Annotated in this window: 10 protein-coding genes; 5 read left to right on the top strand and 5 right to left on the bottom strand. The window is 60.0% G+C overall.

Features of this window, described 5'->3' with window-relative positions; genetic code table 11:
• Window positions 1–125: 125 nt before the first annotated feature.
• Window positions 126–857 (top strand): class I SAM-dependent methyltransferase, encoded by a 732-nt coding sequence (locus tag ACFSYH_RS00180; protein ID WP_377464392.1) that lies wholly within the window; start codon window positions 126–128, stop codon window positions 855–857.
• Window positions 858–917: 60 nt separating this feature from the next.
• On the opposite strand, the gene ACFSYH_RS00175 is transcribed toward ACFSYH_RS00180, so the two are convergent.
• The 4 genes from ACFSYH_RS00175 to ACFSYH_RS00160 form a co-directional block, all read right to left on the bottom strand.
• Window positions 918–1,652: an HAD family hydrolase gene (locus ACFSYH_RS00175; RefSeq protein WP_377464391.1), complete on the bottom strand. Its 735-nt coding sequence runs from the start codon at window positions 1,650–1,652 to the stop codon at window positions 918–920.
• On the bottom strand, window positions 1,649–3,184 hold the full coding sequence (gene gltX / locus ACFSYH_RS00170; RefSeq protein ID WP_377464389.1) for a glutamate--tRNA ligase: 1,536 nt from the start codon (window positions 3,182–3,184) through the stop codon (window positions 1,649–1,651). The genes ACFSYH_RS00175 and gltX overlap by 4 nt, the downstream gene beginning before the upstream one ends.
• 170 nt (window positions 3,185–3,354) lie before the next feature.
• On the bottom strand, window positions 3,355–4,146 hold the full coding sequence (locus ACFSYH_RS00165; RefSeq protein WP_377464387.1) for a fumarylacetoacetate hydrolase family protein: 792 nt from the start codon (window positions 4,144–4,146) through the stop codon (window positions 3,355–3,357).
• Window positions 4,147–4,491: 345 nt separating this feature from the next.
• Entirely contained in the window at window positions 4,492–5,394 is a 903-nt protein-coding gene (locus ACFSYH_RS00160; protein WP_377464386.1) for a methyltransferase domain-containing protein, read from the bottom strand.
• Window positions 5,395–5,607: 213 nt separating this feature from the next.
• Between ACFSYH_RS00160 and ACFSYH_RS00155 the strand changes: the two genes are divergently transcribed.
• The 4 genes from ACFSYH_RS00155 to ACFSYH_RS00140 all read left to right on the top strand — a co-directional run bounded on the left by ACFSYH_RS00155 (window position 5,608) and on the right by ACFSYH_RS00140 (window position 10,289).
• The gene (locus ACFSYH_RS00155) at window positions 5,608–6,630 is read left to right on the top strand and encodes an aldo/keto reductase (protein ID WP_377464385.1); all 1,023 of its coding nucleotides are present in this window, start codon (window positions 5,608–5,610) and stop codon (window positions 6,628–6,630) included.
• Between the two features lie 127 nt (window positions 6,631–6,757).
• Window positions 6,758–7,660, top strand: coding sequence for a 3-methyladenine DNA glycosylase (locus ACFSYH_RS00150; RefSeq protein ID WP_377464384.1), 903 nt, complete (start codon window positions 6,758–6,760; stop codon window positions 7,658–7,660).
• 10 nt (window positions 7,661–7,670) lie between these two features.
• Entirely contained in the window at window positions 7,671–8,795 is a 1,125-nt protein-coding gene (locus tag ACFSYH_RS00145) for a hypothetical protein (protein ID WP_377464383.1), read from the top strand.
• Between the two features lie 99 nt (window positions 8,796–8,894).
• On the top strand, window positions 8,895–10,289 hold the full coding sequence (locus ACFSYH_RS00140; protein WP_377464382.1) for a hypothetical protein: 1,395 nt from the start codon (window positions 8,895–8,897) through the stop codon (window positions 10,287–10,289).
• On the opposite strand, the gene ACFSYH_RS00135 is transcribed toward ACFSYH_RS00140, so the two are convergent.
• Entirely contained in the window at window positions 10,286–11,794 is a 1,509-nt protein-coding gene (locus ACFSYH_RS00135) for an alanine/glycine:cation symporter family protein (protein WP_377464381.1), read from the bottom strand. The genes ACFSYH_RS00140 and ACFSYH_RS00135 overlap by 4 nt on opposite strands.
• Window positions 11,795–12,287 lie beyond the last annotated feature (493 nt).

The raw sequence follows: 12,287 nt of genomic DNA, 5'->3' as shown, positions 1-12,287 counted from the left end.
TTTGCAGGGTTTCCCCTCGCTGCCAACAACGAAAACATTACCTGAGTTCAGGTTTAGTTTCCAAATCAAAACAACGTGGCCTGCGTTACGTTAGATGTGAACGCTTACCAACCCTGAGGTCTTCCATGTCTTTCCAGCCAGAACGCGCCCTGTCCTTCGGCTCCGCGGCCAAACTCTACGACGAGGCCCGGCCCACCTACCCCGCACAGTTCGTACAGTGGGCGCTGACCGATCTCCCGGACAATCCAAAGGTCCTTGATCTCGCGGCGGGTACCGGCAAGCTCACCCGCGTACTCCATGAGTATGTGACCGATGTCGTTGCGGTGGAGCCCGATCCGGGTATGCGGGAGCAATTTGCCGCAGCCTCCCCGAACATCCCGATTCTGGAGGGCAAGGACACCTCGATCCCGCTGCCGGATTCGAGCGTGGATGCCGCGTTTGTGGCTCAGGCCTGGCACTGGTTCGATGCCGCCGCCGCGAGCGCTGAGATACTTCGGGTGCTGCGTCCAGGTGGTGTGCTCGTGATTGCGTGGAATGTGAAGGATGATTCCATTGGTTGGGTGCGTGACTATTGCGATCTGTTTGAAATAGGTGCGCGGGCATCGCTCCCCCGCAGAACCCCTGAGGTGGCGTGGGGCGTTGCGCAGCAGAGGGATTTCCCGTGGTCACAACAGCGCACGGTCGAGCAGTTGGTTGATTTGGCCTTGTCGACGAGTTGGTCGTTGTCTCTACCCCAGTCGGCTCGGCGAGTAGTTGCGGAGAAGATCCGCGAACAGTTGCGTGCTCTCCCTGGTGCCGAATCTGAACTTGAACTCCCCTACATCACGCAGGCAAGTCGGTTCGTGGCCCCTGTCTAAGTTGTCCGAGTCGCAGAGGCACGGTGGAGTCACAACGCAGACGGTGCTGAATGGGTTCTGTTACAGGAGTTCAGTGAGCGAGGTGATCGTTGAGATTCCAGCACGGGCTACCGCGGCAGGGTCCTCGGTGTGTGCGCCTCCACGCCGCGCACCGGGGCGGTCCACCCAGATACCGGCTCCGAGTCCGGCACCCAGTGCTGCGAGTGCGTCAATGTCGGGTTCGTCGCCCACGTATGCGGTGACGCCCGGTTCGGTGCCCAGCAGACGTGTTGCCTCCTGGAAGACCCGCGGGTCAGGTTTGCCCACACCAAAGGTATCGAGCGTGACCAAAACGTCCACATCGGACAGCCCACACACGCGCATCTTCTCGGTTTGCAACGCCAGCCCTGCGTTGGTCAGAGCACCGACCCGATACCCGCGCGAACGCAACGTGTCGATCACGGTGCGAGACTCGTCGAAAGGCTTCCAGCCAGCCCGGAACGCAGCCATGAACTCGGCGTCCCAGACCTCGAAGTCATCATCGGACAGGTTGCGCCCACCGAAGGTTTCATGCAGCTGATTGGCGCGAGCCATGCGCTGTTCGCGTGCCGTCATCTCGCCGCGCGTGTATGCACGGTAGTAGCCGCTCGGGTCGGCCCGCCACAGTTCTAGCACCTTCGGCTGTTCGGCCACTCCCACACCCGGCAGGTACTTCCCGGCGATAACGTTCATGGCATGCGCGAAGGCGCCCCGCGTGTCAACGAGTGTGTCGTCGATATCGAACAGGACGCCTTCAACGGTGTTGCTGAGGATCATGAAGCGCTGGTCAGGAATTCGCGGAAACGCTTGAGGCGAACGAGTGAGGATTCGAGGCCAAGAATCTCCATGGACTCGAACAGCGGCGGCGATACCCGGCGTCCGGTCACTGCCACGCGCAGCGGCGTGAACGCGAGGCGAGGCTTGACACCCATCTCGTCAACGAGCACGCCGCGCAACGCCTGCTGTACCTCGTGCGGGTCCGAGAGGGATTCAAGGCCGGAGAGCAGCTCGATTGAGCGGTCGAGGATGTCCACGCGCTCAGCGATCTTGTCCACCTGCTTGAGCGACTCTTCGTCGTACGTGATGTCCTCATCAGCGGTGAACAGGAAACCCAGCATGCCCTTTGCCTCGCCGAGCAGGGTCATGCGCTCCTGCACGAGTGGCCCAGCCTCGGTGAGGATGCTCTGCTCGCGTTCGGTCAACGAGTCGTACGAGTCCGCCGACACGAGTCCAGCCTCGCGCAGGTATGGCGCCAGGCGGGCACGGAAGTCCTCGGCCTCAAGCAAACGCATGTGGGTTGCATTGATCGATTCGGCCTTCTTCAGATCGAATCGCGCAGGGTTGGACAGCACGTCCTTGACGTCGAACGCAGCAACCATCTCCTCCATGGAGAAGATGTCGTTGTCTGGCGCGATGGACCAGCCAAGCAGTGCAAGGTAGTTGAGGAGTCCCTCTGGGATGAAACCGCGGTCACGGTGGTGGAACAGGTTCGACTCGGGGTCGCGCTTGGACAACTTCTTGTTGCCCTCACCCATCACGTATGGGAGGTGACCGAACTGTGGCATAACCTTTGCAACGCCCAGTTCAAGGAGCGCCCGGTAGAGCACAACCTGGCGTGGAGTCGATGAGAGCAGGTCCTCGCCACGCAGCACGTGGGTGATCTCCATGAGCGCGTCATCCACGGGGTTCACGAGCGTGTACAGCGGCTGACCATTCGCGCGCACCACCACGTAGTCCGGCACGGTTCCAACCTTGAACGTCACGTCCTCGCCGCGCACGACATCGAAGAATGACACGTCCTCATCAGGCATGCGCATGCGCAGAACCGGCTCGCGGCCCTCGGCACGGAAAGCAGCCTTCTGCTCGTCGGTCAGGTGGCGGTCGTATCCGTCATAGCCCATCGCCTTCGGACGACCAGCAGCGGTGTTGCGCGCCTCGATCTCCTCCGGGGTCGAGAACGACTCGTACACATAGCCGCCCTCAACGAGTTTGGCAATAACGTCCTGATACAGATCGGAACGCTGCGACTGGCGGTATGGACCGTGCGGCCCACCCACGTTGATGCCTTCGTCCCAGTCGAGACCCAGCCAGTTCAGCGCCTCAATGATTTGCTGGTAGCTTTCCTCGGAGTCACGTTCCGCGTCAGTGTCCTCGATGCGGAAAATCAGTTTTCCGCCCGTGTGACGGGCATACGCCCAGTTGAACAGCGCGGTACGGATCAGTCCCACATGTGGGGTGCCGGTTGGTGAAGGGCAGAACCGAACGCGAACGTCGCTGCCTGTTGCCGGGGAAACGGTTGACTCGGACAAAACACACCTTTTGGTTTACGGATTTGTGTACGCGTGCGCGCTGTCGCGCACGCCGTTTAAGTTTACTGCGGGCCGCGTGCAGCCCACACGCCTGTGCCAGGTATGGCTGAGGCGTTGGATTTGCGACGAACCGGCCGGTTCGTCGGAAATCTTACGTATCAGCGGGCTACTTAGTCGTCCCAGCTGCGGCGGACGACCGGGTTGGACAGCACGCCCAAACCTTCGATCTCGCATTCGACGCGGTCGCCGTGCGTGATCGTGCCCACGCCCGCCGGAGTGCCGGTCAGAATGACGTCGCCGGGAAGCAGCGTGAACGCCTCGGAAATGTAGGAGACCAGGAACGCGGGGTCGAAAATCATGTCCTGCGTGGTGCCATCCTGCTTGAGTTCGCCGTTCACGCGGGAGCGGATCTGCACGTCCTCAGTTTTCAGGTCGGTGTCGATCCATGGGCCGAGCGGGCACGATGAATCGAATCCCTTTGCCCGCGCCCACTGGCCGTCGTTGCGTTGAGCGTCACGCGCTGTGACGTCGTTGGCAACCGTGTAGCCGAGGATATGCGAGCGGGCCTGTTCAGGCGAAACGTCCTTTGTGAGGCGTCCGATCACAATCGCTAACTCTGCCTCATAACTGACCTCTTGGGAGAAGTCAGGCAGCACGATGGGGTCGTCTGGGCCGATCACCGCGGTGTTCGGCTTGAAGAACAGCAGCGGGCTGGACGGGATCTCGTTGCCCATTTCTTTGGCGTGGTCAGCGAAGTTACGTCCCACACCGACCACCTTGGAGCGTGGGATGACGGGAGCGAGCAGGCGCACGCCGTCGCCCAGTTCGATGCGCTCACCGGTTGGCGCGATCGGGGTGTAAAGCGGGTCACCGCTCAGAACCGCAATGTATTCCTTGCCGTTCTCTGACTGAATGAATCCGTACCGGGGGTCGTCACCGGTTGTAAATCTCGCAATACGCACGCACACAAGTCTAGTTGGTCCCACTGACACTTGATACCGGACCAACCCCATCGACGCTCCCGTACACACCAGCCCAACGCCATCGAACTCAGGCATTTACCCTCGAACTCAGGCCGGAGCAGCCTGAGTTCGAGGGTAAATGCCTGAGTTCGATTACCGCAAGACCCCTATTTACGACGATTCCCTCCTGCCAGCGCGACGTGCGCAGCGTTCATTGCCGAGGGACTACATCCGCTTAGCTTTCGGTAGCGGCCAGCTTCGCGGGCCCGCTACACTCCACCCCGCTACTTTGTCCCCGGCTGAGGAGGGAATCGTCGTCAAGTTCCTATGGGCACCTGAGTGGTCTCAGACCCGCACGATGATTTCGCCGTGCGGAACCGTGAACCAGCCATCGGGCTGCTCGGCCCAGTTGCGCCATTCGTGTGCGAGTTCCTCGAGTGCGACATCGTCAGCGAGTCCGGCTTCCTTGGCCTGTACTGCGAAGTTTGACTCAACGCACCGTTCGGCCCATAGACCACCCCACCACTGGCGGGTCTCAGGCGTTGCATAGCACCACGAGGATGCGGATGGAGAGAGTTGATCGATGTTCGCTCCGGCGGCGATGAACCAGTTCAAAAGGTACCGACCAGCATCCGCCTGGTAGCCGTATGCATTGGTGACCTCGTGATAGAGGGTGTTCCACTCGTCAAGGCCCGGGCTTGAGGGGAACCAGGACATGGCGGCGTAGTCGGATTCGCGCACGGCGATGATCCCACCTGGCTTGACCACGCGAAGCATCTCGCGGATTGCGGCAACAGGGTCGGACAGGTGTTGCAGCACCTGGTGCGCATGCACGATATCGAATGCGCCATCTTCGAAGGGCAGTTCATAGGCGTTGGCCTGCTGGAACTCCACGTTGGTCACGCCCAGTTCGGTGGCATGAGCACGTGCGTCTCCAAGAACTATCTCGGCCGCGTCAACGCCGATGACCTTTCCGGGGGCCACCAACTGTGCAAGGTCAGCGGTAAGGGTGCCTGGGCCGCAACCCACGTCCAGGATGCTGAGGTTTTCGCGCAGCAGCGGGGCAAGGTAGGCGGCAGAGTTCGCCACGTTACGCCAACGGTGCGAACGCAGGACTGATTCATGGTGTCCATGTGTGTAGGACTCGGACTCGCGCTCTTGCTCGCTATGGTCTGCGCTGGGGGCGCTATGCACGTCGTTGTGCGTCTGGTCCGCATGTGACATGTGGTGGGTGTCAAGTTCAGTCATAGTTCGACGTTAGAAGCCTTCGCCAAAATATGAACCTCCCTTCTCACTATTCGGTCACAAAACGATAACTTTCATCCAAAATCTTGAGAACATCTTACCTAGTGAGGCAATGTTTCACCGGTTGATGTGAAGCATCACACCCGATCACATCGTGAAGACAGAACTGTCCACTTGTTCACATTGTGAGCATCGCCGTCGCAGTAGAGTTACTACATGAGCACTTATCTGAGCCACCCTTTGTTCACGCACGCCCCATCTGACGCTCCTGAGCAGCGCCGCCTTGGAAAATCCGGTCTGACGGTTTCCGCAATCGGCTTGGGCTGCAACAACCTTGGCCGCCCACAGACCGCAACCGAGGACCTTGAGGTTTCGTCAACCGTGGTCAACGCCGCAATCGATGCGGGGATCACGTTCTTTGACGTCGCCGACGTGTACGGCAGTGAGCCGGGTGTTTCCGAGGAATTCCTTGGCAAGGCGCTCGGCTCCCGACGCGATCAGGTCATAGTGGCCACGAAGTTCGGCATGGACGCGGCAGGCAAGAATGGGCTGGACCTCAAGGCTCGGGGATCACGCAAGTACATCATGCAGTCGGTGGAGGCATCCTTGCGCCGACTCGGCACGGACTACATCGACCTGTATCAGTTCCACACGCCGGACCCCCTGACCCCCATCGACGAGACACTGCGCGCGCTGGACGATCTAATTACCGCCGGGAAGGTCCGCTACATCGGCCACTCCAATCGTGCGGGCTGGCAGATCGCCCAGGCGGAGTACGTGGCCCGGGAACTGGGCACGCACCGGTTCGTGTCCACCCAGAACCACTACAACCTGATTGACCGACGTGCGGAACTCGAGGTCACTCCGGCTGCTCGCGAGTTCAGCCTCGGTGTACTCCCCTACTTCCCGCTCGCGAACGGTCTACTCACCGGAAAGTACACGAGCGGTCACGCACCAGAGGATGGACGTCTCACGCGCATCAAGCCGGGCATGCTCGAGACCGCCCCATGGGAAGCACTCGGGCAACTCGCAGACTTCGCCCGTGAACGCGACCTTACCGTCGTCCAGGTGGCGTTCTCGTGGCTTGCAGCCCAGCCGACAGTCGCCTCCGTCATCGCTGGGGCAACCAAGGTTGAGCAGATTGAGCAGAACTCGCAGGCGATCGTTCCCCTCTCGCAAGAGGACCTCGCTCACATCGATGAGATCTTCCCTGCCCCAAACAAGATCGCACTGTTCTAGACCTTAAGCGTCAACAACCCCAACAGGCAGTCCCACCTGCGTAGTCCGCAGGCGGGACTGCCTGTCTCGTCGTAAATCACAGCGCCCCACCTTGGGCTGCGCCTGCACCGCAACCTACGCTAGTGAGGTGACCGTCCTCGCCCCGCACACGACCCTCGAGCCACGCGAATGGCGCGCAATCGCGCGCGCTCACGCTGCCCGCGCCGACGAGTTGACGGCACGATGGCGCGAGGCACACGACGCGGGACGTAAGCACGAGATCGAGGACTTCCTGTTCTCCTACTATCCGATCCGCCCAAGCCGGTTGCGCACCTGGGCGGCCGGTGCAGGAACGATTCTGCTTGGCGACGAGTCGGACAGCCATGTCAGCGACGAACTGTCCCAGCGGGCATCAGCACGCTGGTTCACCGTGCGTGACGGTGGGGTGACACTCGACGTCGACTCATTCATGGCTGACCGTGGGAGCACGGTGAGGTACATCCATTCGGTCTTGTCCGGAACCGCGTCACGGCCAACGAACCTGGGCTGCTTCGGGCTGCATGAGTGGGCGATGGTGTATCGGCAAGACGAGACCCGCCATGCACTTCCGTTGCGGCTTGGCGGCGCTGGAACCGATCAGGTCGTCGAGGACCACAAGATTCGGTGCACCCACTTTGACGCGTTCCGCTTCTTCACACCCGAGGCTGCGCCTCTTAACCGATTGCAACCAACTCGTGAACTGCAACCTGTGATCGAGCAACCTGGCTGCCTGCACGCAAACATGGACCTGTACAAGTGGGCGTGGAAACTCAGTCCTGCTGTTCGCGGTGACTTGTTGCTGGACTGCTTCGAGTTGGCCCGCGATATCCGCTACCTAGACATGCAGGCTTCACCCTACGACGTGTCAAAGTTCGACCTACCTCCCGTCCGGATCGAAACCGAGGACGGAAAAGCCACGTACCAAGAGGCTCAAGCTCAGTTCGCTCAGCGGTCAGAGCCACTGCGGGCACGGCTGATTGAGGTGTGCGAACACCTGATGGCTGGCCTGTAGGCTTAAACCCATGACTGAGTTGCCTGGACAACCCGAACTTTCTGAGGTCAACGGCCTGAACCAACAAAACGATCTTGATGCGTTGGACGATTTACCCGAGTTCGAAACCATGTACCTTGAAGTGCAGCCTCGTCTTGACGGCTCACGCCCCAACGTGGACGAGGTACTCGCGTTGTTCCGTGAACGCCGGATCGTAGGCGTTGCCGTTTCAGGTTCACGTTTTGGGTTGGACACCCCGGTCATCGCAAAGGTCGCCGTGACCATGGCATCAGACGCGCCCGTTGTCCTTGAGGTGTCTGATACCGGTGATCTGATGCCAGGCCGATTCACCGGCGATGCATGCCAATCGCTCGCTGACGCTTTGAACGCGGTTGTTGTGGCGGATGAGTATGTGCAATACTCCCCTGGCGCATACACACCCGGGCCATCGCAGAGCAACGACTCTCCAGACGACCGCGAGCCGGAGTTCATCGAGTTGGACCCACGCAGGCAATCCATCGAACAACCGCCCGGATTCCCAAACGAATGGCGCGTATCGCCGCACAAACTTAATTCGCGTGGCATTGTCTTTGTGTCAGGGGCCAGTGAATTCACCGCGGAAGCAATCGCACATGACACCGGGACAGTGGTTCGCTCCGCTGAGATTGCTGGCGGCAGGCTTATAGGGCTGCCTCGCGGGGTTGTGGAGCTTCCAGTCGAACCCACGGATGATTCACGCATGCCGGTCGTGCTGTTCGCGCAGGCAGGCGAGGCCAAGTATGTTCATCTGGTCTTGGGCAAGGGTAAGAAACGGTTGCGGATGACGGTTGCCAATCTGCCTCACTTCTCTTCGGAACTCGTAGACCAGGAGGGCGGCCCTGCCGCTCTTCTACTTGGGCTCATCACGCAGCCTGGCCTGGTTGCGGGTCCGGTCCAGTTTGACCATCCGGCATTTCCCTACGCGCTACTCCCCGCCTACGAGCGGCTCACTGACCCAGCGAACACTCACGCCTTCTTTGGCGAAGTAGCTGAACTACTCGGTATCCCGCCTGAAGTTTCACAGTGCGCGGACTCGGGGTGTGAGTTGCCATCCACAGGGCTGCGCGAACATGATGGGGATGTTGCGCCTCGTAAGCGTGGCTGGTTCCGCCGCTAACCAGGTTCTTCTGCACAGCGCACCACTCACGACGCCACGTTGTGGCGCTTGGATATTGCCGCCTATACCAGCGGCGTCGTACGCGGCTAGGATGCATTCATGCCTGTAATCCCCGATATTTACGCAGACCTGGAACACTATGGTTTGACCGTCATGGGTCTGTGTGTCGAACCTCGCGAGGATGGTTCACATGTCAGTGTTGCAGAGGTCTCCGCTTACCTCGCCGCACGTAGTGTTCTCGCCACGCTCACGAGCGGAGCACTATTTGGCACCTGCTCAAGCGTCGTGGTCAATGTGCTCATCCACACCGCTGAGAGCACGGATCAATCCGCGATTGCGATCGCTTCGCACGATCAGAAGATCGCTCGTGGGCAGTCGGCTGAGGAGTTCGTACTCGGCCTATGCCATTCTCTGGGTGCGCCGATCACCATCGATGATGAAGTGCGGTTTCATCCCGGCGCGACAGAACCTGTTGCCGTTGATCCCGAACAGGAGCCTGTTGAGCACAGTCGTGCGCTCACGGTGTTTCGAGGTGCGGTTCCTCACTCGGCATATCAGGCGCTGCTGCTCCTAGAGGGTGAGGGAGCCTATGGCATCGTCGCAGACCATCAGTTGGTGATCCCCGCACGGGGCTACACCGCCATCCCTCAGGATTTTGGCTTCCACCGCGAACCACTCCCAGCTTTCGTGTTCTCTCAACAGGGGGAACGCCGATTCGTGGCCCTACACATGGCAACGAACAAACCTTTTGCCATCGGTATCAGCACTGCGCACCGCTACGAACAGGTTCTCTCTGTCGCGAAGGACTCAGACGTTGCACGGGTCATCGAGCTGATCTCAACCAACCCACTCGTCTTGATTGATGAGGACCTGCCCCACCGCCCCAAACGCCGTGGACCACGGACCACCAGACGTTCCCGTGATCTGGTGGAGTCCCATCGGACCTTCGACACTCTTTCGTCGCGAGCAGAGGAACTCGCGCAGACCGCTCCCAGCGAGTTCTTCGCAACAGTTGCGGAGGCTGCAGGCCTCCCACGAGACGTGATTCAAGCGCTACGGGAATTCGAGGAGCAACCGTCCGACTCGTCGCCAAGCGCACTCGGTCAAATCCCTCTGACTCCTGTGGCCGCCCTGCCCGAGGGTTGGTGGTTGAGGTTTCGAGTGGTTGCGGCCATGTACACCCTCCTGTTTGCACTGCCACCTGGGCGATCCGGAACCTTCATGGCATTCGTACAACGCCTGCGTGGCAAGATCTCCACTCAGGTCATCGCCGCAATCGTGTTCTCAGCGTTCAGTATCGGATGCGGGCTATTAGCTCTGTGGCCAAGTGTGGTCGCAGAGGATGGATTTGAGAACCCTGTTCGGATCTTCGCCGCGGTCTCGGCTCTGTTCTTCCTTCAGGCCAGCGCGTTTGCTTGGAGTGCAATTGGGAAGTTAGCCGGTGCCAAAGCCCTTCTGGATCAGGCACGTAAGGATGGCGTACTGCCGTACTAACGTCCGGACTGATCACCCGGTGCCGTTACTGCAGCAACCTCAGCCTGATGGTCCTTGGCTCCTTCGGCCCAGACATCGCCAGGCACGTCGCCCGGTAGAAGAGGGTTGCCTTGACCGACAAACCGCTCGTTGATTCGTTCGGTTCCCACACGACCCTCATAGTCCTTGAGCGTGCCACGGAACCAGCCGAACAGCAATGTGATCGAGATGAGGTTGACGGTTGCCATGAGCGCCATGACCACGTCAGCAACGTCCCACACGGTCGCGAGCGCGAGGATCGAGCCGAGTCCGACACCGAGGATCACGAGCAGTCGGAACGCAATGATGCCACGACCGTGAACACCCAGGTAGTTGAGGTTGACCTCGGCGTATGAATAGTTACCGAAGATGGTGGTGAAAGCGAAGGCAAACACGATGAACGAGGTCAGCCAGCTTGCCCAGTCTCCCAGCGAGGTGACGATCGCGGCATTCGTCAGCGCCGCACCAACGCTTGAGTCGCCGATGTTGGACAGATCGTATGCGCCGGACGAGAGGATCATGAAGGCCGTCGCCGAACAGACGATCATGGTGTCGATGAACACGCCCACAGATTGGATCAAACCCTGTTTGACCGGGTGCGAGACGGTTGCCGTCGCCGCCATGTTCGGCGCCGACCCCATACCAGCCTCGTTGGAGAACAGGCCGCGCTTGGTACCGTTGAGCATCGCGGCAAGGATTCCTGCGCCGAAGCCCACGACGGCTTCGTCCAAGCCGAACGCCGAGCGGAAGATCAGCCCGAGAATCTCCGGAAGTTGTCCAACGTTGAACAGCACGATCCCCAGCGCGATAAGCACGTAGAGTCCGGCGATGATTGGCATGTATCGTGCCGAGAACCGGGCAATCGGTCGGATACCGCGCAGCAGCAGCGGGGCGCCGAGCAGCATCAGCGCGATTGCCGTTACCCACTGTGGCACCCCGTGGTTCGTGTTGAGGGTGTCGGAGATCGTGTTGGCCGCAACCATGTTGAAGGCGAACCCGTACGTGAACGTCAGCACCACAGCGAACACGATGGCGAGCCAGCGCTGCTTCAGCCCGGTCTTGATGTAGTAGGCGGGTCCACCACGATACGAACCGTCTGCGTTGCGCACCTTGAACACCTGCGCGAGTGTGGCCTCAACGAATCCAGTGGCCATGCCGAGGAACGCGACAACCCACATCCAGAAGATCGCTCCCGGTCCGCCCAATGTCAACGCAATGGCCACCCCGACGATGTTGCCGATTCCGACACGCGAGGCCATCCCGGTTGCGAATGCTTGGAAGGACGAGATCCCACCCGCGGCCTCTTCTCTGGCAACGATTGCTTTCCACATGCGCCCAAAGTGGCGAACTTGCACGCCCTTGGTTGCGATGGTGAAGAACAGGCCCGCTCCCACGAGCACATAGATCAGCCAGTAGGAATACAGGAAGTCGCTGATCGTGGACAGCACGGCAGCCTCCTGCGCGAGGAGGATCTGTTCTGCGTTCATTGATTTCCTTACGGTCGCAGGTGTGCACGGGTCTCCCTGCGCACAGTGTTCGATAGGGTGTCGGATCTTCGCGTCCAGGCGAATATGCCTGCGTAAACATTACGGTGTGAGTGCCCAAGTTTCGATTCAAAGCCCGCTTTTACACCCCATCACCGCGTTTGAAAGTCCCCGAAACGGCATTCGGAGAGTTCCACTACCTTTGAGAGTTACCTAAAGTGCACTCACAGATACTGTGAGTGCACTTTAGGTAACTCTCAAACAGAACAGAAGTTTGCGAGTGCGCAAAAGGAGGCTTGCTTGAGTTTCCGGTGTAGATAAGTTCACTCTCGTTTCGGTTTACCCAACAAGAACACGCCAAAGTACGCCCCTCAGTGACGGATTGGCGACGAGCCGACCAGTCCCACAGCACTTCTCCCGACCCAGCAGGGCTGGGGCGGGAGGTGGTCGGGTTCCGAGCCATATCGTCGCCAATCCGAACTCTCCATGCTGGCCC

This window comes from Populibacterium corticicola (genome assembly GCF_042683685.1).
GTDB classification, from domain to species: Bacteria; Actinomycetota; Actinomycetes; order Actinomycetales; family Cellulomonadaceae; genus Timonella; species Timonella corticicola.
This window is presented reverse-complemented; position numbering and strand designations above follow the sequence as displayed.